Origin of the sequence: Bacillus sp. UNC125MFCrub1.1 (assembly GCF_000701305.1) — a bacterium.
Lineage (GTDB): Bacteria > Bacillota > Bacilli > Bacillales > Bacillaceae > Bacillus > Bacillus altitudinis.
Window position 1 is genome coordinate 109,564 of sequence record NZ_JNIG01000009.1, and the last position, 24,147, is coordinate 133,710.

Annotated in this window: 22 protein-coding genes; 6 read left to right on the forward strand and 16 right to left on the reverse strand. The window is 41.4% G+C overall.

What is annotated here, in order from left to right:
* Positions 1–24 precede the first annotated feature (24 nt).
* The 6 genes from essA to N521_RS00815 all read right to left on the reverse strand — a co-directional run bounded on the left by essA (position 25) and on the right by N521_RS00815 (position 9,880).
* The gene (essA, locus tag N521_RS00790) at positions 25–522 is read right to left on the reverse strand and encodes a type VII secretion protein EssA (protein ID WP_035389274.1); all 498 of its coding nucleotides are present in this window, start codon (positions 520–522) and stop codon (positions 25–27) included.
* Positions 503–3,400, reverse strand: coding sequence for a type VII secretion protein EsaA (gene esaA, locus N521_RS00795; RefSeq protein WP_035389276.1), 2,898 nt, complete (start codon positions 3,398–3,400; stop codon positions 503–505). Before esaA ends, essA begins: the two co-directional genes overlap by 20 nt.
* Positions 3,397–7,872: a type VII secretion protein EssC gene (gene essC, locus N521_RS00800; protein ID WP_035389278.1), complete on the reverse strand. Its 4,476-nt coding sequence runs from the start codon at positions 7,870–7,872 to the stop codon at positions 3,397–3,399. The genes esaA and essC overlap by 4 nt, the downstream gene beginning before the upstream one ends.
* A gap of 51 nt (positions 7,873–7,923) precedes the next feature.
* A complete protein-coding gene (gene essB, locus N521_RS00805; RefSeq protein ID WP_035389280.1) occupies positions 7,924–9,237 on the reverse strand; it encodes a type VII secretion protein EssB in 1,314 nt (437 codons plus the stop codon).
* 14 nt (positions 9,238–9,251) lie between these two features.
* Positions 9,252–9,491, reverse strand: coding sequence for an ESX secretion system protein YukD (locus N521_RS00810; RefSeq protein WP_008345897.1), 240 nt, complete (start codon positions 9,489–9,491; stop codon positions 9,252–9,254).
* Positions 9,492–9,586: 95 nt separating this feature from the next.
* The gene (locus N521_RS00815) at positions 9,587–9,880 is read right to left on the reverse strand and encodes a WXG100 family type VII secretion target (protein ID WP_003213769.1); all 294 of its coding nucleotides are present in this window, start codon (positions 9,878–9,880) and stop codon (positions 9,587–9,589) included.
* 407 nt (positions 9,881–10,287) lie between these two features.
* On the opposite strand from N521_RS00815, the gene N521_RS00820 reads away from it, so the two are divergent.
* The 3 genes from N521_RS00820 (at position 10,288) to N521_RS00830 (ending at position 13,477) form a co-directional block, all read left to right on the forward strand.
* Positions 10,288–11,517 carry a PucR family transcriptional regulator gene (locus N521_RS00820; protein WP_008345900.1) on the forward strand — a complete coding sequence of 410 codons (1,230 nt, stop codon included), beginning with the start codon at positions 10,288–10,290 and terminating at the stop codon, positions 11,515–11,517.
* A 110-nt stretch (positions 11,518–11,627) separates the two neighbouring features.
* Positions 11,628–12,764 carry an alanine dehydrogenase gene (ald, locus tag N521_RS00825; protein WP_035389283.1) on the forward strand — a complete coding sequence of 379 codons (1,137 nt, stop codon included), beginning with the start codon at positions 11,628–11,630 and terminating at the stop codon, positions 12,762–12,764.
* 116 nt (positions 12,765–12,880) lie between these two features.
* Positions 12,881–13,477 carry a biotin transporter BioY gene (locus tag N521_RS00830; protein WP_008345905.1) on the forward strand — a complete coding sequence of 199 codons (597 nt, stop codon included), beginning with the start codon at positions 12,881–12,883 and terminating at the stop codon, positions 13,475–13,477.
* 47 nt (positions 13,478–13,524) lie between these two features.
* Here N521_RS00830 and N521_RS00835 read toward each other — a convergent pair whose 3' ends face one another.
* A complete protein-coding gene (locus N521_RS00835; protein WP_008345907.1) occupies positions 13,525–14,853 on the reverse strand; it encodes a Na+/H+ antiporter family protein in 1,329 nt (442 codons plus the stop codon).
* A 139-nt stretch (positions 14,854–14,992) separates the two neighbouring features.
* Entirely contained in the window at positions 14,993–16,483 is a 1,491-nt protein-coding gene (locus N521_RS00840; RefSeq protein WP_035389285.1) for a leucyl aminopeptidase, read from the reverse strand.
* Between the two features lie 326 nt (positions 16,484–16,809).
* On the opposite strand from N521_RS00840, the gene N521_RS00845 reads away from it, so the two are divergent.
* Positions 16,810–17,286: a divergent PAP2 family protein gene (locus N521_RS00845; RefSeq protein WP_008346791.1), complete on the forward strand. Its 477-nt coding sequence runs from the start codon at positions 16,810–16,812 to the stop codon at positions 17,284–17,286.
* A gap of 40 nt (positions 17,287–17,326) precedes the next feature.
* On the opposite strand, the gene N521_RS00850 is transcribed toward N521_RS00845, so the two are convergent.
* The 4 genes from N521_RS00850 to N521_RS00860 form a co-directional block, all read right to left on the reverse strand.
* Positions 17,327–17,971: a 3D domain-containing protein gene (locus N521_RS00850; RefSeq protein ID WP_017358926.1), complete on the reverse strand. Its 645-nt coding sequence runs from the start codon at positions 17,969–17,971 to the stop codon at positions 17,327–17,329.
* 99 nt (positions 17,972–18,070) lie between these two features.
* Entirely contained in the window at positions 18,071–18,391 is a 321-nt protein-coding gene (locus tag N521_RS00855; protein WP_003212933.1) for a YuiB family protein, read from the reverse strand.
* Between the two features lie 81 nt (positions 18,392–18,472).
* The gene (locus N521_RS19600; RefSeq protein WP_008346797.1) at positions 18,473–18,598 is read right to left on the reverse strand and encodes a YuiA family protein; all 126 of its coding nucleotides are present in this window, start codon (positions 18,596–18,598) and stop codon (positions 18,473–18,475) included.
* 135 nt (positions 18,599–18,733) lie between these two features.
* The gene (locus N521_RS00860) at positions 18,734–19,951 is read right to left on the reverse strand and encodes an NAD(P)/FAD-dependent oxidoreductase (protein WP_162149727.1); all 1,218 of its coding nucleotides are present in this window, start codon (positions 19,949–19,951) and stop codon (positions 18,734–18,736) included.
* A gap of 390 nt (positions 19,952–20,341) precedes the next feature.
* Between N521_RS00860 and yumC the strand changes: the two genes are divergently transcribed.
* Positions 20,342–21,340, forward strand: a complete 999-nt coding sequence (gene yumC / locus N521_RS00865; protein ID WP_035389290.1) for a ferredoxin--NADP reductase 2 — start codon at positions 20,342–20,344, stop codon at positions 21,338–21,340.
* A gap of 46 nt (positions 21,341–21,386) precedes the next feature.
* Here the strand turns inward: yumC and N521_RS00870 are convergent, their stop codons facing one another.
* A complete protein-coding gene (locus N521_RS00870; protein WP_008346803.1) occupies positions 21,387–21,593 on the reverse strand; it encodes a hypothetical protein in 207 nt (68 codons plus the stop codon).
* Positions 21,594–21,795: 202 nt separating this feature from the next.
* On the opposite strand from N521_RS00870, the gene N521_RS00875 reads away from it, so the two are divergent.
* Positions 21,796–22,212 carry a hypothetical protein gene (locus N521_RS00875; protein WP_035389292.1) on the forward strand — a complete coding sequence of 139 codons (417 nt, stop codon included), beginning with the start codon at positions 21,796–21,798 and terminating at the stop codon, positions 22,210–22,212.
* 125 nt (positions 22,213–22,337) lie between these two features.
* Here the strand turns inward: N521_RS00875 and erpA are convergent, their stop codons facing one another.
* From erpA to N521_RS00890, 3 genes are all read right to left on the reverse strand, one after another.
* Positions 22,338–22,700 (reverse strand): iron-sulfur cluster insertion protein ErpA, encoded by a 363-nt coding sequence (gene erpA / locus N521_RS00880; RefSeq protein ID WP_008346807.1) that lies wholly within the window; start codon positions 22,698–22,700, stop codon positions 22,338–22,340.
* A gap of 73 nt (positions 22,701–22,773) precedes the next feature.
* Positions 22,774–23,628, reverse strand: coding sequence for a diaminopimelate epimerase (dapF, locus tag N521_RS00885; RefSeq protein ID WP_008346809.1), 855 nt, complete (start codon positions 23,626–23,628; stop codon positions 22,774–22,776).
* Positions 23,629–23,898: 270 nt separating this feature from the next.
* Positions 23,899–24,135 (reverse strand): YuzB family protein, encoded by a 237-nt coding sequence (locus tag N521_RS00890; protein ID WP_008346813.1) that lies wholly within the window; start codon positions 24,133–24,135, stop codon positions 23,899–23,901.
* Between the last annotated feature and the right edge of the window lie 12 nt (positions 24,136–24,147).

Genomic DNA, 24,147 nt, shown 5'->3' on the forward strand with positions numbered 1-24,147 from the left:
AGCCTGCCCTTTTCAAAAGGCAGGCTATTTCTTTTCCGTCTTCACATTCACCTTTGGAATCAGAATGATCATGACAATGATGCCACAGGCGATCAAGATGCCAAAAATGATTGGCAGAAGCGCCGATCTCTGCTTTTCATGATCATCGCCAGAAGGAGTTGATACAGCCGAATCGCTGAAAGAGATATTCATCTCTTTCATCATACGAGCTGGCGTTTTAGGCGGATTTTCTTTCAGATCACTAAAAATTTGTGGCGAAAGTTGACCACCAGAGGTCTTAGGCGGGTCAGCAAAGTGAATGTCCGTTTTGACTTTAGATGTTGCTTTGCTTTGTTCGTATTTCGTTTGATCCCTCAATATACTCGAATTAATATTGAGGTTCTTTTCTTGATATTCATTCGGCTTGACATTCGTATCAGTATCTTCACCTGTAGCAGCAAAAGCAGCAGGACTGAGGAGAAAAAGGGATATGACACCAAGTGCCATCCCTTTGACGAATAGATTAAGCCTCATGAGTGACATCACGTTCCTCTATTTTGTCTTTCCATAGCTTCTTCACTAGTGGAATGACCATGAACAATATCGTTAAAATCAGTAGCCCTGTGATGCCCATACCGAAGTTGTCTCCATTTCCATATTGGATGGACAGATACACGTCTGTCACTGGATTTGTAAAATGGAAGTTTGGCATGACCAAATCAATTAACGGTGCAACAAAGAAGAATATAAGCGCCGTTGCTGCCATCCACCCGGCAATTGAACCGAAAAGGAAAGCTGTGCGAATAAAGGCAGAGCATGCCACTAGCAGCAAAATCGTAAAGATCGACCATTGAATGGCTTGGTCATCAGCTAGTTTGTAAATGTTGAGTCCAAACAGACTGATCATGAGCCCGACTAGCAGATTTAAAATACCAAACAGTGCACCTTTGACCAGCATTGGCGCTGACGCATAGTACGAGCTAAAAAAGCCAATCAACAAACTGCTGATCATCACAATAACCAAAATGACTACTGGCGGTACAGTCTGCGTTTTTTCTTCTGGCACATCGCCGCTAATTTTCAGCGGATTGGCTAAATGGTTATACACATAGTTGCTGTTGCCTTGATCGTCTAAAGTGTTGCCTAAAATACCCTTTAAATCTTGTTGAACAAGCTTCGTAGAATTGACATTCTTACTCCAGTTTTCGTTCAACGTATCTGCTTTTTCTTGAACGGTTGTGACACTTTCTTCAATATTATTCGTATAATCCGCCACCCCTTTTTGGCGGTCGGTTAACGAACTCATATTCTCAGAAAGACGAAGCACTTCCTGACCAATTGAATCCTGTGCACTCACAACAATCGAACTGCCCGCAAGGTCTGCCGTATACACCGCATCTCCTTGATCAGCCATTTGTTCAGCTACTGTGTCCGCACTTTCAGAAATGGCATTTAACTCCTGTTCCATGCTTGCCTGCTGAGTCGAAATGTATTCTGCGTAGCCATCTGAGAATTTTTGCATCTCATCAATAAAGGTAGACACATCATCATTTGACGTCAGCATTTGATTTTTGAGTGTATCCCAGTTTTCCGTTTCTTCTTTTTTGATGGAAAGGATGGACTGGATTTCATCTCCTTTTGTGTCTAGTAGTGATGAGTTGTTTGTTGGTTGATATAGATTCCCAAGCATCATCTCTAGCTGAGACAGTTGATTGGAGTATTCCATTAATTTTTTGGTGCTTGTTGAATTTGTTTTAAACTCTTGATCAAATATTTTCGTATTCACAGTGTTGCCAATCGGCGAGTTTACTCGTTTCAGCTCTTGCACTTTGTTTAAAATAGAGGATTCCTGATTTTTGATTTCATTCGGAATGACGTTATATCGATCTTGTAACCTTAGAATCATCTTTTCAAGCTTCTCTACTTTTTTCGTGAGGCTTTCAAGCTCCTTACTCATTTGACTTACTTTGTCTTTCAATTGGTCGTTATGAGCGGCCGCTTTTTCTTGAATCTTCTTTTTCACTTCTTCTAAACGATTAGACAGTGCTTTTAGGTCATCTTTTGATTGATCCGTGCCGCTGTTATCTGGCTGAACAGCATCCTGACCGTTTTCACCCTCTTTATCATCTTCATTAGTAGGAGGTGCAGTCTGATCTTCTAATTGATTAGCTAGATCGTTCATTTCTGATGAAATTTGCGAGAGTTCATTTGTTTCATCATCTAAGTTAATGCCAATCTCTTCTGGGTTCTCATTATCTTGATCTGATTGCCCGTCATCATCAGGATCAGCTGGCTGCTCGGGTGCGTTGATTAGCTCTTGCCTTTTTGCTTCTAGCTTATTCTGCAAGGCGATGATCTTACTTTTATAGGCCTCTAAGTATTGACCTTCATAATCCTTCAACAGTTCTTCTTGAGACGTCTTCACAAGTTCCTTTAATCCCGTCGATTGCTTAGGTATAGCTTCTTCCCTCGACTTTTGAACAGATTGAATTGCGCTGTCCGTTGTTTTGAGCTGACTTTGGACCCCATTGATATTGGTTTTGAGTCCGCCCATTTGATCGCTAAAGCTGCGGGCATTTTGGTTTTGAATCTCCGCAAGCTGTTTGAGTCCTTGCTGGATTTGTTTTTTGCTTGTCGATTGCGCTTTGATCAAGAGATCCTTTTGTTTGTCTTGATACTGCTGATATTGATCGACTACTTTTACGAAATCCTTCAGCTGGCTTTTCGCTTCTTCTGTTGTACTTAAACCGTCTTTATACTGTTTTTGTGAATCGGCCATCGCATTTTTTAGTTCTTCTATTTGTTTCTTCTGCTGCTGGACGGCATCAGATAGTTTGTTTGAATTTGGCTTATAGAAGTTGTACATCGTGTTTTGGAATTCGACCTCTTTGCCAACAATATGCTCAAACTCTTCTCTGACATTGCCGATTTCCTGTGATACAAAACTCCAATATAAAGTCGACATTTGTTCATTCATTTTCTTTTGAGCATTTTCTAGCTCTCTTTGTACTTTTTCTTTATTCACTGCATTGAGCTGATCTTGGATTGAGAATTGGATAGATGCCTTCTCTGGATGATCCTTATCATAGCTCAGCACATTTTTAGAGAAGTCAGATGGAATATAGAGAACTGCATCGTACTTTCTATTTTTCAGGCCATTTTCTGCCGCACTTCGATTGACGACTGTCCATGTGTAATCTGGACGCTCTGATAATGCCGCCACCACATCCTGTCCAAAACGAGCGGTATTTTCACTTTCGCTCGCCCCCATATCTTCATTGACCACGGCAATGTTACGTGTGGCATTCTTTTTCTGTTTTGCCGGATCATCCCCAATGAGATGGAAAAATAGAACCGGCAAGACGAGAATCAGTATCATGGTCGACACGATTTTGATGGAGCTTTTTTGCTGCTCTGTCATTGAACACTCTTCCTTTCTACCGCACATAAAGGAACCTGGATTTTCTTCTCTTTCCCGTTTTCAACCAAATATCCGAATCCTGGCTGAATCTCTGGTTCTTGTCTTGCATACGGAAGCGGTATGATGTTTTGCTCTGATTTTTTCATCAGTAACATGGCATGACGAACTTGTTTGATTTCGTTTGTGAGTGCATCATAGCCTTTACTGAATTCGGTATGATTTCCTGACGCGATCAGGCTAAAGCCTAAGTGTGCATATGACTTCATGAAATCAGCCAATTGATCTTGAAGACGTGGATCGATTGTCTGCTGAAAACGCGTAATGCCATCAATCACAAGCACAATTTGAGAGAACGACAACTGATCAGTCTCTCCCCGGCGCACAGCTTCGACGTACATCTCTTCACGCACCTTGAATAAACGATCTATTTCCTCTGCCCATTCTGTGATATCATCCTTTGTTTCAAGGTAATCAATGTTCTCTTCTTTTGCATAATGAGAGAGCCCCCGATCAATCGAATCAAAGACGGCCAGCTTCTCAGGTTTTGCTACTAATAGCTGATCAAGCATTAGTTTGGTCACATTTGTTTTCCCTCGCTGCGTTTGACCGATGATGAGGCAGTGTTTATTCTTCTTCAAGTCAAAGTAAACAGGTGCAACAGATTCCTCATCTAGTCCGACTGGAATGTCATACGGCTGTTTTTGTTCTTCTAAGCGACTCTCTAGCTCCCAAATGGTCAGCTTATCAGGAAGCATTGGTACAGGTTTTGGTTTTTCAGCTGATTCAAAGCGAGCATCTAGAAGCTGGATCTCTTGTTTTAAATGCTCAAACAATTCGAGATCGTTCTCTCCTTCAACTGGTAGGAACATTTGTGCAAAGTAAAGCTCTTCTTTGTTGATAATGACTCGTCCTGGAATCGGCTCTAAGCTGAATTTCGGTCTGCCAATAATGGAGTATGCCTCTCCTTGATCCATTAAATAATGGACAATCTTTGTTTTCAAGTTGTTCATAAGAGATTGACGGACTGCGTTGACACGAGTCGCTGTGATTAAGAAATAAATGCCTAACGACTGTCCATCACGGCTTAACTGAATAAATTCAGATTCGAGTTCATGCATTTCGTCTTTCACAATGTCAAAGTTGTCAATCACGATAAATATGAATGGAAGCTTTTTCTCATTCAGCGCATTGTACATTTTGATATGACTCATTTCCTGCTGTCTAAATAAACGCTTGCGATATTCAACCTCTTCACGAAGACGCTTCATCGACTTTTGAATCTTTCTCATTTGATCCATTAAGAAATAATCAGCCGTATGCGGAAGTTTGGCAAGCGGTAGCAAGGTGCCGTTACCGAAGTCATAAATATATGCATGCCATTCTTCAGGTGAATATCTTTCTGCGAAGCTCATGAGCAGTGTTGTTGCAGCAAGTGATTTGCCGTAGCCGGATGAACCGAAGATGCCAATATTTCCATCCTCCATCATTTGATAAGAAAGTGGATGCTGGCTTTGCTGATCTGGCTCATCGACAAGAGCGAAATGGAAGACGTGCTCCTCACTTGATGCATAACGTGTTTTTGGAATCCGCTCTTCAAGCGGTGGAAGCCATGGACTCGGAAGCTTTTCAATTCCAAGCTCTTGCTGCATACGTTCAATTTCATCCACAACAGCGGAAATTTCCGTCACTGTCTCTTTTTTCACAGCCGGCTCTGTACTTACCCCTGATAATGGGATCAGTCCAGTGTCCGTTACAATGGCGATGTCATCTTCTGATCCGTAGCCATCTTCCATATACGGTGCACCGCTCCAAGCCGACTGGAATAATTCATAGATTTCATTGTTCCCCACTTGTAAATATCCACGACCTGTCACGGTTATCGACGCAGCATCACTATTTTTCAAAATTTCCTTACTGTCTGATGCATCTTGCACCTTTAATGCGACTTTAAAGCGGGAGTTACTCCAAATTTGATCATCAATGACCCCGCCAGGCTTTTGAGTCGCCAAAATGAGATGGACACCGAGACTTCGTCCAATCCGCGCGGCACTAACAAGCTCTCTAATAAATTCTGGCTCTTCACTTTTTAATTCAGCAAACTCATCAGAGATTAAGAACAAATGAGGCATCGGCTGTTCCGCCTTTTTCTCTTTATAGAGTTTCGTATAGTCATTGATATGATTCACATGATACTGATCAAACAAGCGCTGTCTTTTCTTCAGTTCACTTTTAATAGAGGCAAGCGCTCTTTCACTAAAGTTTTTGCTGCCTTCAATGTTTGTGATCGTACCAAGTAAGTGCGGAATATTTCGGAACGGCTGCGCCATTCCGCCCCCTTTGTAATCAATGAGCAGGAACGCCACTTCATGCGGGTGAAAGTGTACAGCCAAGGATAAAATATACGTCTGTAAAAACTCACTTTTTCCTGATCCCGTTGTTCCTGCTAATAGACCATGTGGGCCATGTGCTTTTTCATGCAGATTCAGATCGACAATATCGTTTTTTCCTTTATAACCGATAGGCACAGATAATGACTTTGCTGTTTCAGATGTCAGCCATTTTTCACGAATGCCAATGTCATCTACCTGTTTGGCATGAAACAGATCAAGGAAGGAAACCGTTTCTGGAATCGAGTTGGTCATCCCGACTTGATGATCTAATGTTCTTAAGGTTCTGGCAAACAGCTCATTGTCCGCTCGCTCATGTGCATCCAGCTGAAATGGAATTCGTACGGCCTTCTTATGCTGAATGAGAATATCTCCTTCTTCTTCGTTAATGTAACGAACAAGCGTTGAAATATTTTCAGCCAAGCTTTCCTTTGTTTCTGCCGCAAAGATAATTGAGATGCCTAAATCCGTCCGGCTGCCTTCTAGGTATTCTAAAATCACATGTTCCGCAATGAGTTCATGGTTTGTCACGATAAACACAAAGTGAGGCGTAAAGATTTTTTTCTCTTTTTCCTCTTCCAGATCACGCTCTCGCAAAATTTCATAAATAGAAGACAAGAGCTGATCACGTGTTTGTTCGTTATATATAAACCCTTTCCCGTATGTATGAGGAAGTTGGAAGTGCGGCAGCCATTTCATCCATTCCCAGTTCTCATACTCCTGTTCATTAAAGATAAAAACAAATCTCAAATCATGATAGCTGTGCGAGAAAGCAAGCTGACCGACAAGCTGGTGAAGTTCATTTTTGACAATTGCCGGTTTTCCTATTAATCCGGTTGGACCGTCCGCAAGACCGAACGTAATCGGTACATCTTTTACCTCGCGATAGACGTTTTGCATATGCTGGGTTTGTTCCATTAAGTCATCGATGTCACGATTGGCCATATCGCCGCCGCTCGTCGATAATTCATAACTTGAAGGAACTGCACCTGTCCCTAGACGCAGCTGTAAAAAATCATCACTGACAAGCGTCTTTTCCCAAATACGCCCGCTGATTTCTGACGTCAAATACTTCATTTGTTCAAAAGACGGATAATGATACGTTAAAATAAATTGTTGACGGTCATACAGCTCTTGCAGCTCTTTTCGCTTATTTTCTAAGTAAAGAGAGTAAACGCGTTGCCGCTTCTCTTCTCGTCTTTTGCGCTGTGATTTCTCTTTAAAATATTGAACGGACGAAGTAATTAACGTCATAATAAACATCGCCATCGACACGACAATAAAGATACCGCGCGGCTGTACAAGGGCCACGATTCCCATGACAATCAGCATGACAAGCGGCGGAAGAACCACGAGCCAAAGTCCTCTGCCGTTATTTTCACTCTCCTGTGAAGGAAAGCTGAAAGACACCCGGTCATCTGGCAGATCGTAAATCAAACGTGGTGTTCGTCTATATAAAGGATATTTTTGTTTCGTTTCGGTACTTGGCGGCCTTGTTTTTTCTAAACGTGTTTGAAATGGTTCAAATGCTGTTACTTGCAATAAATCATCATCTTTCAATGACAGCGTCAAAAAGTTCCAAAACAGCTCATCTCCAGCAAGAAGTTGCTGTGGACCGTGCAGCTGTTTCCCGTTCACATAGATCGTTTCATCTTGGGGAATCACATACCAAGCGCCTTCTATTTTTTCCAACGTGAAGGATTTGGCATCTTGAAACATTGAATGGGCTTGTTCTTTCCACACATCCGCTTCATCTATTTCTTCACTTGAAATAGTCACTTCGACTCTATTTCCTAGGTAATAAATGGTTTGATCATGATGTGAATCCATCAACATGAGTGTGAGTGAACCAACCTGATATGGTTCATGTGGAAGTAAGTGACCTTTCTTTTTTTCGCCCTGATAAAGAGAAAAGCCGTCATTCGTTTCATCTGGAGATAAACGAATCAATCCTTCATCAAACGAAAGGGAAGGAATCGTTACTGTATGCTCTATTTCAGGTCCAATCACAGCTTCCCGGTTGAACTGCTCATCTAAACGGACGGTTTGATAATCTTCTTCATAAAAAACCCATAGAAGACTCAAACGCTCCACCTCCTCATCGGACAGCACCAACTGTCAGTTGTATCGAAAGAATTATTTTTTCTCATCTTTTTTCGTCTGAGAGGTTTTCTTTTTTGCATCAGATTCTTTCTCTTTTTTCTCCTGATCGGCTTTCGACTGCTCTTTTTGTTCAGCTGTTTCATCTGTTTGGCTTGCATCTGAGGAGTCATTGGTGCTCGTCTCCGTTGTTTCTTTTTCTTCATACTTCGCCATTTCCTTAATGATTGGATCTAGCTGTTTTTGTTTTTCTTCAGCAGATAGGCTGTCGTCATTTTGAATTTCATTGCGGTAGGCGACGAGTGCTGTGAATATGTATCGGTCGTCCCCGAGCACCCTTGCAATATCCAGAGCTTCCTTGCTATTGCCTTGTCCAATATGAATCCAGAACAGGAAGTATTGCGGGTCTGTCTGCAATGTGTACGTATCCGTGATTTCTTTTTTGTGCTGGTCAAGCAATAGATTTCCTTGATTCGTTTGCACATACGAAATGGCCAGTTCATATTGAAGAGAGACTGGCATTTGATCGGCTTTGTATTTTTCGAGCGTATCCACCACTTGGCTGTACTGTTTGTTGAGATAATATTTGTTCGCTTCCACATACGCTTCTTGTTTCGGCATGGCGAAAAAGAACGTGTAAATGGTATACACCAATGCAGGAATCAAAAGAACAAGGAGACCAAGTCCAATGTATCGTTCAATCTTCCATTTCTTTTTTGGAATGGTTAAGAGCGTCTTTTCTTTTGCTTCGATGGCTTCTATTTTTTGTTGAATCAAAGCAGACAATTCTTCCAGCGACTGTGTATCACTTATTTCCTTTGCCTGCTCAGATAATTTCAACGTATCATGATAAGCCAAATATTCTTGAAACTGATATTCATGGTCCACCACTCGAAGAATGACGGCTTTGACCTCTTTTAACAGACGATGTTCGTCGGTTTCATATGGCGGGATGCTTTCTTTGACCCCGTAATGCAAAAATGCAGGCGCTAAGCCTTGATGAAAAACAATGTTTTCAGGAGAAACAATAGGATGCAGCCGCTTCACGTCGTGTTTGCACACTGCATCGACAAGCTGGTATGAAAAAATCCATTTGCTTTTTTCATCCTTTGCATGGATAAAACGAAATTCCTGATAGGCAGGAGGCGGTTGAATCGAAATGATGACCTCACCTTCGGTTAATTGGATCTCTTTTTTAAATGAAGGATTGATGTCTTTAATCGGTGCCGCTTCTAAACCGTCTAAGAGTTTAATTGTCTCTCTTTGAAAAATGAAGGTGTAAGTGCCTTCCTCTTTTTTCATGACTGCTTCTAATTGTTCTTCTAAATAGGAACTCTTTTTATCTGCCATTTACAAAAGTCCTTTCATAGTATTTCCAGCCTGTCTCCTGTGGTGATTCCACAGTCTGACAGCTTATATTCGCCTGAAAACACAGCTTTCTTATTGACTACACGCACCCATCCGCCATCTCGTTTAGGTAATGAGATTTGTTTTGCCTGCCAGGCGATATGGATGACTTGTTTAATATGTAAATAATTTGATAGTCTCAAATCAAACACACTGCCATCATAGTTTTTTAAGTCGATGGTAATATCGATATACACAAATTTCCACCTCACAAAATAGAAAGAGCGCCGGCATCAACTGACAGACTCGGCGCTTTTTCTGCTTTTCACACTTAGAAAGGAAATCCCCTTGATTAGCCGCGGATTTGGCTAGCGATGTCTTGGTCAGTGCTTTCAAGTGTATTTGCAGTTTGATCAAGCTGATTGCTGACATCTGTTAATAGATCAGACATTTTGATGAATGAAGGTTTAAGCTGTTCGTATTGATCAGCGAATGCTTCACTAGAAGCACCTTCCCACATTCCTTTTAGGTCAGAGATCATTCTATTTAGACGATCAACTTGGTTTAACACTTCTTGACTTTCAACACCATATTGCTTAGCGGTCGCTCTTAGTTCTTCTGGGGTTACGCGAATAATTCCTGACATATTCCTCATTACCTCCCGTGCATAGCCGCCATATAATGGGCTAATCCACTTATTTTTTGACGTTATTATTATAAAAACAGAAATGATACACAGTCAAACAAATCTGTTTTTATTTTACAAAATGAGTCTATAGAATTACTGTTTTTTCGCTCTTTATCTAGTATTTAACAATTTTTTGGTCATATATTCTTAATAAAAGGGCGTGCACTTCGATGAATCTTTCCGCCTATTGATTTTTTACTACATTATTATTGTACTATTTCTTTTTGTGATCAACGCATGACCAATGTGCTCATTTCTCAAGCTTTTTGTTTTTTTAATGATTATGGCATTTTCTTGTTGATTTACGTACCTGATTCTCTTCATAATGTAAGTACGTGAAATATTCGAAAAAGCAGGGGTTTTTTATGACAAAAAAGACAGATCCATTTAAGTATAGCCTTGATCGTTTAGAGGATGTGGCAGACCAAATTAGTGATGTGCTCAATTGCCCTATTACTATAGAAGATACTCATCATCGATTATTAGCCTATAGCACACATAATGATTTCACTGATCCCGCCAGAACTTCAACCATTATCTCCCGCCGTGTACCGGAAAAAGTCATTAATCGGCTTTGGAAAGACGGTATCATTCCTACACTCCTTAAAACAGATGAACCGCTTCGCGTACCTCAAATTGCAGAAGTCGGTCTATCCAGCAGGGTTGCCATTTCCATATGGAAAGACAAAGAGGTGCTCGGCTTTATCTGGGCAATTGAATCCACGCAGCCTTTTTCAGATGAAGAAATGGACCTTCTCAAGATGGCAGCACATGCCGTGAAAAACAAATTACTCAATTTACAAATTCGAAAAACGAAAACAGAAGAACGCAATCAGGAGCTATTTTGGAAGATGCTCACAGGACATATTCATGAAAAGGATGAGATGCTTGATCTCTTCTTGAGACTTGGGATGAGGTGTCCAGACACGTATGCCATTATTATCTTTCGCCTTCGTGATGAACTGACAGAAGATACGGAAAAGAAGCTCTCCTATCTACTTGAAACAACGCAGCAAGTGCAGGTGCTTTTAACGACTGTTGATTTTAACGAATTCATTATTCTTGTCTCGCCAAAAACAGAACATCCGCTTCAAGATATTAAACAATTCACAAGCGGCATGCTAAAGCAGTTGTCTGATCGGTATCAGCTCCATGACGTTCAGGCGGCCATTGGTGGAATTTACGATCACATTACTCATATTCAGCCATCCTATAAAGAAGCACTGGCCGTCTTAAAAACAAAAGAACGCTTTCCTGTGGAAACAGAACAATTAAACAGCTTTTCTGAACTGGGTATTTATCAATATTTAGATGTGCTTGCTGAAAAACGAAAGGGATCGTCTTATTCCAGTTACTCTTTATCAAAGCTTGAGGATTACGATCTCAGGCATCATTCCAACCTCGTCGAGACCCTTGAACGATTTATTGATTGTGACAGCAACGCCAATATCGCCGCAAAGCAGTTAAATATTCATATCAACACACTGAATTACAGACTAAAGCGGATTACGGACATTGCAGAAATTGATTTAAAAAACATGAATGAGAAAATGACCATTTATCTTGATATGAAGCTAAAAAACGTCCCTTTGTGAAATTTCACAAAGAGACGTTTTTTAATTTTTTCATTCAACTGAAGAATTTTCTAAACTTTCAGGATACACTAGACATACAATATCAATAGATAAGCATAGGAGGAATTGATATGATCATCGGCATTCCGAAAGAGATTAAGAACAATGAAAACCGGGTCGCATTAACACCAGGAGCAGCATCTCAATTGCTTTCAGCTGGACACCAGATTTTAATTGAAACGAACGCTGGTTTTGGAAGCGGATTCACTGATGACGATTATGTATCTGTTGGTGCAGAGATTCTTGATCAAGCGAAAGATGTGTGGGCATCTTCTGATATGATTATGAAGGTAAAAGAACCATTACCAGAAGAATATGCTTATTTCAGAGAAGGTCTGATCTTATTTACGTACTTGCACCTTGCAGCAGAGCCCTCCTTGGCTGAAGCATTAAAACAAAAAGGTGTAACAGCCATTGCTTATGAAACGGTAACGGACGGAAAATCACTCCCTCTATTAACGCCAATGTCTGAAGTAGCAGGTAGAATGGCTGCTCAGATTGGTGCTCAATTTTTAGAAAAACCAAAAGGCGGAAAAGGCATTTTGCTCGCCGGCGTGCCAGGAGTATCGAGAGGGAAAGTCACTATTATTGGCGGCGGTGTCGTTGGAACAAATGCAGCGAAAATGGCGATCGGGCTTGGCGCAGATGTCACCCTTATTGATGTAAATGCAGAACGATTACGTCAGCTGGACGATCAGTTTGGTCATCAAATGAAAACGTTAATGTCTAATCCTGTTAACATTGCAGATTCAGTGAGCGAGGCAGACCTGCTTATTTGTGCGGTTCTCATCCCAGGTGCCAAAGCTCCAACCCTTGTCACAGAAGAAATGGTGAAACAAATGAAGCCTGGTTCTGTCATTGTCGATGTAGCCATTGACCAAGGCGGGATTGTGGAAACAATCGATCATATCACAACACATGATCAGCCTACTTATGAAAAGCACGGCATTTTACATTATGCTGTTGCCAATATGCCAGGAGCGGTTCCGAGAACATCGACAGTTGCTTTAACAAACGTCACGGTCCCATACGCACTGCAGATTGCAAATAAAGGCGCTGCAAAAGCGATCAAAGAAAACAAGACAATTGCTGAAGGCGTCAATGTGATGAACGGACATATCACCTATGAAGCTGTCGCTCGTGATCTCGGCTATGATTATGTGCCTGTTAGTAAAGCCCTTGAAACCTCTTCCATGACCGAAGCTTAATATCTAGCCCGCCCTTTTCAGGGGCGGGTTTTATTGTTAACCTAAAATAAAAATGAGTTGACAAAAAAACCTCTTCCCCTTAATCTATTTGTACAGATAAGACAGGGGGAAATATCATGCAAAAGAAGACAAGAACAGCTGACTTTGTGCTCGTCGGGATGTTTGCTGCACTCATGGCTATCGGAGCCAATATCACATCCATTGTGCCATTTTTACAGGTCGGCGGAATCCCACTTACGATGCAGCCGTTTTTTTGTGTGCTTGCTGGTCTTTTGTTGGGCAGACGACTTGGCGCATTGGCCATGATTGTCTATGCTCTTGTTGGGATCGCTGGTGCACCTGTATTCGCACAGTTCTCGGCGGGTCTCGGCGTTATTTTAGGAAAAAGCGGTGGCTTTGTGTTATCATACATTCCTGCTGCTTGGCTTGCCGGATTCATTCTTGAAAAAAGACAAAACCCTGGTTTTGGCCGCTTTTTATTTGCAGCCATTGCAGGAACGACCGTGATGTATGTGATCGGGACAACTTATACATACATCGCATTAAATGTATGGCTGAACGCACCAATCTCTTATCAAACTACATGGTTCTTCATGATTTGGTTTATGGTAAAAGACTATGCGCTGACCATCCTCCTTGCGATGCTGGCACCTAAAATTTATCGATCAGTTTCAAAAGCCACATCCTTTCGAAAAGAACAAACAGCTTCCTAATATCAGAAAAGGTTCCTTTACTCTATGAGTAAGGAACCTTTTTTCATTTATAGCATAATTGCCGCAAGCCAGCCGAACAAGACGAGCGGGATATTATAAAAAGCGAATGTTGGGACACATGTACCCCAAATGTGGTGATGCTGTCCATCCATATTCAGTCCAGATGTTGGTCCGAGTGTACTGTCGCTTGCAGGTGAACCTGCATCTCCTACCGCCGCAGCTGAACCAATAATCGCAATAGTCGCCATCGGGCTGAATCCTAAGTGTAAACAAAGCGGGACAAAGATCGTCGTAATAATCGGAATCGTTGCAAATGATGAGCCAATGCCCATTGTCACTAGCAGACCCACCAGTAGCATTAAAATAGCCGCTAAGCTTTGGCTGTTTCCGATAAATTGAGAAGACGCCTTGACGAGAGATTCAATATCTCCTGTTTTCGTTAAAACATTGGCAAATCCAGCTGCAACAAGCATGACAAATCCGATAAATGCCATCATGTTCATGCCAGATGTAATCAGCGCATCTGCTTCATCGCGTTTCATCATTCCCGTTACAAACAAGACAAGCAAGCCTGCAAGCGCACCGAAGATCATCCCTTCGACTCCAAGGCTTTGAGAGAGATATAACTGAACAATAAGTGATACAAGGATCGCAAGTCCAGCAAAGAATAAGCTCTTTTTTGTATATGCTGATTTTTCTACATCCGTAATGTCACGATTCTCATATGTTTTTGGCTTACGATAGACAAAGAGTGAAACGATCAAGCCAAGAACCATGCCGCCTACAGGAATCAGCATCGCATACGGAATGTCTGCTAAATTCACTGTTAAACCTGCATCTTTCATGTTGTCACGAAGCATTCCGTGAAAAATCTGTCCAAAACCGACCGGAAGCAAAATATATGGTGCAGTAAGTCCGAAAGTCATCACACATGCTAGCAGTCTGCGGTCAATTTGAAGCTCGTTAAACACCTTTAATAATGGCGGGATTAAGACCGGAATAAAGGCAATATGAACAGGAACAACGTTTTGAGAAAAACAAGATACGATCAAAATGACCAGAATAATGAGCACTTTTGATAATGTTTTTCTTCTTGAATCGCCTTCTTTTCCAAGAAGCTTCACAGCTCCTTCGACCATGGCATCAGGAAGACCCGTTTTCGTCAGTGCGGCTGCGAATGCACCTAATAGTGCGTAACTAATCGCCACTGTCGCATTTCCGCCAAGACCGTCAGTGAACGCTTGAACTGTTCCCCCTAGACCTAATCCACCTGCAAGTCCGCCCGCTAAAGCGCCAAGTGCCAGCGCAATCACGACATTGACCCGCAGCAAGCTTAATATCAACATTAAAACAACCGCTAAAACAACTGCATTCATGGTGAAACCTCCGAAATCCTTTAGTTTACTAATGTAGTAGATAATTAAAGTACCAACGTATGTTACCATAGAAAATTTACTTCGTCAAATGGCGTATGTCCTACATAAAAAGCTCTGCCAGTTGGCAGAGCTTCCGTCGTTATTTCTTCGGTTCAAATCGTTCCACAAATGTTGCTAATGATCTGACCATCACACCTGTTGCTCCTGTTGGACCAAAGCATGAAGGCTTTTCTGTCGTGGCTGTTCCTGCAATATCTAAGTGAACCCAAGGGGTGTCTTCAGCGAATTCCCCAATGAATGCACCTGCCATGATCGCATGACCATCACGACCTGGTGAGTTATTCAGATCAGCCATTTTGCTGTTTCTTACTCGTTTTTTATCTTTTTCGGTGATTGGCAGCTGCCAAATCATTTCCCCACATTCTTCTGATGCCTCTTTAAACTGGGCATACAGTTCATCGTTATTGGTCATAACGCCTGTTGTTTCATTCCCAAGTGCCACAATGACACCGCCTGTTAATGTCGCAACATCCACAAGCACAGAGGCACCATGCTGCTTCGCATAGGTCACACCATCTGCTAAAACAAGACGGCCTTCTGCATCCGTGTTAAGCACTTCGATTGTTTTGCCGCTTAGTGAGACAATGACGTCATCTGGCTTCATCGCATCTGCTGAGACCATATTATCTGTTGAGGCGATGACCGCAATGACATTCTGCTCTGGACGAAGTTCACCAATGATTTCCATTGCACCTAAAACAGAGGCTGAGCCGCCCATATCTGTTTTCATCCCCACCATACTTGCTCTTGGCTTTAAGGAATACCCGCCTGTATCATACGTAATCCCTTTACCGACAAGACCGATGACGTCTGTCCATTCTCCCTTGCCTTGATATTTCAATACAATCAGCTTCGGTGGTTCTGTTGAGCCTCTATTAACGGCTAGAATAGCGCCCATTCCGAGCTCTTCCATTTGTTCTTTATCTAAAATTTCAATCTCGAATTCATATTTATAAGCAAGCTCTGCCGCATAGGATGCAAGATCAGAGGACGTGAGCATGTTCGGCGGCATATTCACAAGTGTACGAGCCGAATTGACCGATTGTCCGTAGACTTCGCCCACTTTCAGACTTGCCTGAATTTCGGCAGCATCATGATCCGTTGTTGCATAAACAAATTCGATAAAGCGATCCGGTTCATTCGTTTTATGTTTAAAATCTTGTAATTCATATGTAGCTAAAAGGCAGCTTTCAGAAAGGGCATGGGCTGCATCTTGAACAGGCAGATCCTTTCCTGTAAATGTATCAAGCAAAACCGAAACTGCTTGCTTTTTATCTTGATGAAGCTTTTTAAATAAATGCGCAAACACTTCCTTTGCCTCTTCAAACGTGTAATCTGACTCCTTCCCAAGCCCGACAAAATAAATACGTTTAATGCCGGTTTCAGGGGATGGGAAAAATTTCGAAAGCTGATTTCGCTTAGACGAAATATCGCCTTCTTTTAGTAATTCAGTGATTCTTCCTCCATGTAATTCATCCATTTCTTTTGCTTTTCCTGATAATTGGCTCTTTTGAAAAAGTCCGATGGCCAGTGTATCTTTATGTTGCAACTCATTTGTCGAGAAAAACATATTTATCACACGCTCCTTCAATGAACTCCATATTTCACATTGGAACTTCTATTATATCAAAATTTATGTGCTGATACGATCATTGCCAGCCTGTCTTCCCTTGAAGAACATTTATATTTTGGCACGCGGAAGGGCATCATGAAAAAGCGGCAGCGATCCATAGCAGCCTGTCCATGGTCTCCTCGTTCCACATCTACTTTCTTTAATGTTATAATGAACATGGACTTGGCAACAGTTCTTACTGCCATCATTTTTTTATCTTACTAGGGTAAATACTTTATCATTTCGCACGTTATTTTTTCTTAAAGAGAGGATGTTTCTTGTTCATGAGCGTACTGACGAATTTTCCGCTGCTTGCCAGCCTTGCAGCCATCTTTTTTGCACAATTTGTAAAAGTACCGATTCAATTTATCATTTCTAGACGACTAGATTGGTCGCTCATTACAAGCACAGGCGGAATGCCAAGTTCACACTCCGCAGCAGTAACAGCACTCTCAACAGCAGTTGCTTTAGAGCACGGGCTAGGAACATCTATTTTTGCCATTTCCGCCATCTTTGCCATTATTACAATGTTTGATGCGACAGGTGTTCGCAGACAGGCAGGAGAACAGGCAACTGTCCTGAACAAACTGGTCACAGATTTTAACCGGTTTGTTGCCGAGGCAAAGAACTTCCCAAATGCGGAAGAAAAAGAGAAGCAAAAGAAATTGAAAGAGCTTCTTGGGCATAAGCCGATTGAAGTCTTCTTCGGCGGCTTAACAGGAATCTTGCTCACACTCATCTTAGATTATTACTTCATGTAGAAACGAAAAAGCTTTGGACCTTTTGAGATCCAAAGCTTTTTTATTCTTTATTGGCTTGAAACTGCTGCCGGAACACTTGCATCGATTCTGCTTCATTCAACTGATTTAAGTCTTTTTCTGTCAGCGTCCCTTCACCCTTTTTAATCACATAAACGTCCAGCACTTTTTTACCCCATTCTCTATACACATCATCAACCGTTTCATAATATAAATCAAGCTTATGACCTTTAATCGCTTTCCCAGTATCTGCGACTACACCATAGCCATAATTGGGGATAAACAGGACAGTTCCTATCGGAAAGACAGATGGGTCCGCTGCCACGGTTGAATATAAATCACGTTTTACTTTGACGCCTGAATATGTAATGCCATATGCATGATGTTCTTTCGTCTTACCTGTTGATTCTACTCCTGCTGTATAACCTGTGGCGACAACCTTTTGCTTCGGATAATCGTTCCAATTAAATGCTTCTTCGAGAGAAACAGCACGCAAATCATCACTTTTCACCGCCATCGTCTGCCTTTTTGGATGCTTTAAAAAAGAAGATACGTGCTTACCGGCATCGGTCTCTTTCACCCATGCAGCGAGATCACTTGGTTCTACGCCAGATATGCCCGTAAAGCTTGTCATCAAGGCAAGCATAAACAGACCTGTCATGAACAATCGTTTCATCCATGTTTTCATTTCTATTTGTCACTCCTCTACCCATCTATTTGTTTCCAAACAAAATGGAAACTATGCAAAGGAGAAACAAAAAAACCCACTTGCGTGTAGACAAGTGAGTTAAAACATTTGATAGCCTCTTTTACGAAGGGCATTGATGACAAAACCTGAGGCAATGGCACCAATTAGACCACTTAATAAAATGATGATATCTGCCGCAGCAAGAGAAACGATGCGGTCTCCTATCCCGGAAAAAGCAATGCCTGGTTCTCTTACATAAGCGATCATCTTTTGATTATTGATAATGAAAAGGCATACAATTGGATATAAAATTGCCATAATCCATGACATTCTCAGCAGCATATTCAGCAAAAAGCCAATGCCGAAGAATAACACGAAAAATAAAATAACTGAAATGATAACGACTGGTAAACTGATCACTTCATCTCCACCCCCAAATATCCCATCATTAGTTTAACTTGGAAATAGAGATGAAGTCAATCAATGGAAAAAGCCGTAAGATTAATGCTTCTTTCCTGTCCCTTTACATTCCTCACATGTTTCTGATCCGCCGAGCAATAACTGAAAGTATCCTTTTCCTGAACAATACTGACAAGTTGACTTTTTTTCTTTCGTTTGTGCATTCATATTGCTCACCCCTTAATCTAAATTTTCTGATAATTTATCATAACATATTTTTCTGTCCAGTACCAAGTGAGAAAATATTCCGTCAAACATGAAAAAACGTGTACCACAGGGATACACGTTTTTGTCTATATCGGTTTAGAAGAACTTGAATTTTCCTTTTTTCAGAACAAGTCCTGGTCCGCCAACCATGAATAATGAACGGTTGTCGATGATTTTTTTCATTGCAGAAGCTTTTGTTCCTTGAAGTTTTTTACCAAACGCAACACCTACAGCGTCGTGTTCACCAAGAGAAGCAACTGTTCCTTTGATGTCTGGCTTAAAGCTTTCAAGCGTGCCACCTTTTACTAGTGCTGCAAGGTTTTTCGCTACTGTTTCACCTTGCTGCATCGCAATTTGTGCAGTAGGTGGGTATGGACGATTAATTTCTTCATTGATGATTAATGAGCAGTCACCGATGATGAATACATCTTCATTTTCTGGTACACGAAGATCTGGAGACACTTTTACGCGGCCGCGCATGTTTTCAAATCCAGCTTCTTCAACGATTGGGTTACCACGTACACCAGCAGCCCAAACAACTGTTTCTGCTTTGATTTCTTCTGTATCATCGTCTTTTCCAACAATGATGCCTTCAGGCGTACATTCTTTGATCGCTGTACCGATTTTGAACTCAACACCTTTACCTTGAAGGTAGTTCATCGCATAGTCGATCAATTCAGGATCGAATCCTGGAAGAGCTGTTGGTGCAGCTTCTACACAGATAATACGCACGTCTTTTTGATCAATATCATACTCTTTGCAAAGCTCAGGTACACGGTTTCCAAGCTCACCAAGGAACTCAATACCTGTGAAGCCTGCACCGCCGACAACGATTGTCAGACGCTCTGGGCGCTTTTCAGCATCTGTATTATAAGTCGCAAATTGAAGCTCAATATGCTCACGAAGCTGACGAGCAGAGTTGATGTTAGAGATTGAGAATGCATATTCTTTCAGTCCTGCAATACCAAATGTTTCAGGAACAGCACCAAGCGCAACAACAAGGTAGTCATAAGAAAGTTCGCCATCTGATGTCACAACTTTCTTCTCTTCCTTATTAATGCTTTCAACTGTTGCTTGTACAAAGTTGACACGGGAACTGTTAATCACATCTTTGATTTGATAACGACAACGGTCATGATGAAGAGTACCTGCACTTGCTTCATGTAACCATGTTGTTTCGTAATGATAATTATGCTTGTTCACAAGAGTAATGTCCGCATCATTTGTGCCAAGCTGTTTTGTTAATCTTGTTACAGTCATTAATCCGCCATAACCTGCACCTAATACAACGATTTTCGGTTTATTCACTGGAATCACATCCACCTTTTTTAAATTTGCTGTAAAACGGATAAAGAATTACATATCGTTATTCTCAACCGCTTTGCGGCATTTTATGAAATTTAAACAAAAAAATAAGTATGTGAAAATCTGAACTTTCACCTACAAAAAACGAAAGCATTTGACCGTATCCGACAAAAATTCATAAAAAATTAATATTTAGTTCCCTTAACAATAATAGCGAGTTCTGCTCCTTTTTTCAAGGCTTTAAACTGAAAATCCTTAGGATAAACGGTCTTTCTCTCTTTTTTCCCCTTTTCACAGCATCGGCATCAAAAAACGACAAGTTTTTCAAAACAAGTCAAACGACGATATGTGGTATGATATGATATAGTGATAACAATTTTCATTTGGGAGGATTAAGGAATGCAAGAAGATTCTAAGGTATATGACATTACCGTTATCGGGGGCGGCCCAGTCGGATTGTTTACTGCGTTTTACGGAGGCATGAGACAGGCAAGTGTGAAAATCATTGAAAGCCTTCCTCAGCTCGGCGGTCAACTATCCGCTCTTTACCCTGAAAAATACATTTATGATGTGGCTGGTTTCCCAAAAATCCGCGCACAAGAATTAATTGATAATCTAAAGGAACAAATGGATAAATTTGATCAAACCATTTGCTTAGAGCAAGCTGTGGAAACGGTTGAAAAACAAGCAGACGGTATCTTCAAACTCGTTACGAATCAAGAAGTTCATTATTCAAAAACGATCATCATTACAGCTGGTAACGGTGCATTCCAACCGAGAAAGCTTGAGCTAGATACTGCAGAATCATTTGAAGGAAGCAACCTGCATTACTTCATCAATGACTTGAACCAATTCGCTGGCAGACGTGTTGCTGTTCTTGGCGGCGGAGACTCTGCGGTCGACTGGGCACTGATGCTTGAGCCAATCGCAAAAGAAGTATCGATTATTCACCGTCGTGATAAATTCCGTGCACATGAGCATAGTGTAGAAAACTTGCACAACTCGAAAGTCAATGTACTGACACCGTTTGTGCCAACTGAGCTCATTGGGGAAGACCGCATTGAACAAATTGTGCTTGAAGAAGTGAAAGGCGATAAAAAACAAGTACTAGATGTGGACGACGTGATCGTCAACTTCGGTTTTGTTTCCTCCCTTGGACCAATCAAACAATGGGGCCTTGAAATCGAAAAGAACTCTATCGTGGTCAAATCCACGATGGAAACAAACATCGAAGGCTTCTATGCGGCAGGAGACATCTGTACGTATGAAGGAAAAGTCAAATTAATCGCAAGCGGATTTGGTGAAGCACCAACTGCTGTGAACAACGCGAAAGCTTACATGGACCCGAAAGCCCGTGTACAGCCGCTTCATTCCACAAGCTTATTTGAAAATAAATAAGAACGGATCAAAAAAAGGAGTTCCATCTGCGGAACTCCTTTTTTGTTTATTTAAAAATCCCAATATAGGCATTCGCCATTCCAAGTACCATTGCAGCAAGTAGCACCACAACAATTCCTGCCACAACCAAAATCACCCGATCCTTCACACGTTCCTTTTTCGGAAGCGGCTTGTCTATCCCGCAAGATGGACATGTTTTTGAACGATACGGAATCAGTTCATGACAGTTCCTGCAATTGATTTGTTCACTCAAACCTCAGCAACCTCTTTTCTGATGACAGTTTATGTTTGGTTCTCATGATACTCTTTTCGAGTGGAAATAGCCAGTTGTGAGGACAAGCTGTAACAAAATTGAGCGATTTACAAATTGTTTAAGAAGGAATGGAATCAATGAAGGTTTGATTGGTTCAGCCGATATAGGAAGTAGAAGATCGTCATGAAAGATAGGTGAAAAGATGATAAAGAGTTTCATGATTAGTTTAAGCTTGTTACTGATGATTGGCGGCTCAGTAGAAGTGTTCGCAAAAGATTATAACAAACATTATGCTCAATTCGCTGCCGGATCGAATATGGATGTTGATCAGCTAGAACCTTTTTTAAAGCGTGTATCCACTTCGGTTTTAGATGCTGGTTTGAGTGATCAAGAAATCAAACAGATACTCACCAACGTTCAAAAAATGAATAAAAACAATGATACAAAAAGAATGGGCATCTTTGAAGTGGTATACCATGAAAAACCAGCAAAGATTAAAATTGAAATTGAAGTCCATGTGGAAGATGGCAATAAAGAAGTGGTGATCTATATGTTTAGCACCCAAGAGTTGGTGGATGTCTTGGATAAAGAACTATTGAAAATAGAAGAAGCCATTTGAGAAAGAGACGCTGAATGAGTATCTTTTTTTGGTCATCTTTTCTCTTCAAAACAAAAAGCCTCCTCGATCGTGTTGTTTACAAAAACAAACGAACAAGGAGGCTTATTATTATCCATGATCAGTTGTTAACACTCTTCCGGCGTACCGGTATTCGTGGCTGTTCTGAACGAAGAACCGCATCCGCATGACGCAATCGCGTTCGGATTGTCAATCGTGAAACCGCCGCCCATTAGTGATTGTTTGAAATCAATGATGGTTCCGGTCATGATGTCAAGGCTTTCGGAGTCGACAAGAACCTTGATGCCGTGCTGTTCGAACTGCGTGTCTTTCTCTGAGACTTCATGGTCAAAGCCCATCCCGTATGAAAGACCGCTGCAGCCGCCACCTTTTACGCCAACTCGCAGGAACGCATTTTCTTCTTCATGTTCTTTCATCATATCTTTAATCTGCAATGCAGCAGCTTCTGTAATCGTTACTGGTGTACTCACGATCATCCCTCCTTTTGACTGGATGTTTCTTTTCAATTATAAACGTGATGTTGCCTTTTCTCAAATAAATGGTTTAGAGATAGAATGTGCCGTCACAAATTGTTTCAGCAGGTCCTGTCATCAGCACATGGTCATTGTCTTTCCAGCGAATGATGAGGTCTCCGCCAGCTAGATGAACGGTCATATCCGTTTCTTTTTTCGCATGTCCATTCACAATCGTTGATACAGCCGCAGCACATGCTCCTGTTCCGCACGCTTGCGTAATCCCTGATCCTCTTTCCCACACGCGAAAATGCAGTTCCGTTTCACTGACACGTTCCACAAATTCTACATTGACGCCTTCTGGAAACATGTCATGCTTTTCAATAATTGGCCCAACTGAATCAAGCGGCGCCTGTTCAATGTCTTCTAAATAGAAAACGATATGGGGATTCCCCATTGAAACAGCTGTTCCATTTAAGGTCGTCGTGCCAAAATCAAGCGGTTCATTGATCGTTGTACTGGCCGGTTCACCAAGCATTGGCATCGCTTCTTTTTCAAAACGAGGTTTACCCATATCAACTGTCACTAACTGAACGTGACCATCCTGCACATGAACGGTCGCCTCAACGAGTCCTGACAATGTCTCAATCTGGAACGTTGTGTCTGTTACGATTTGATGCTCATACACATATTTTGCCACGCAACGCAGACCGTTACCGCAGTTTTTCCCCTCTGATCCATCATTGTTGAAAATGCGCATCTTCACAGGCGCAACATCTGATGGGCAAATGAGGATCATTCCGTCTGAACCGATACCTGTATAAACAGAAGAAACGCGGATCGCTATCTCTGACAGCTGCTCTTCTGGAAGCTGTTCCTTCATCTGATTGACGTATATATAATTGTTTCCTAGTCCGTGCATTTTCGTGAATTGAAATGATGTCATGAGCGTCCTCCAAAAATGTTGTTTCTTTATAGTATAAAAGGAGTCGATTCAGGAGACAATCTTATCATCCCCCGTTTTTCATACATAGAAGCTCTTTGCTGCCATGGCAAAGGGCTTTTATTATGCATATACCTCTTTTTCTCTCGTGTGATGCTTCATTTTGATGATATTTTATTAGCATAACATATTGGATGCGCTTTCTACATTTTTTCCTGAAAAATGGAAACTTAATATATGAAAAAAATGCACCTCATGACCCATGTGGTGCATTTAAAACATGTCGTTTTCCTCTATAAAAGCATAAATACGCTCGACTAGCTGCTCTGCATTTTCTCCAGAAACAAATTCTCCATTCACAAGAGCAAATGGGGAGTCCATACATTTGCCGCAGTAGCTTAAACAGCCGTATTCCATTACATCTAAGTTTGGGTCTTTTTCTAGCTTCTCTTTTGCTTCTTGAGACCCTTGTGCAAGATTACTTACACAAAATTCGATCAGTGGAAACACTGTGCTTCACCT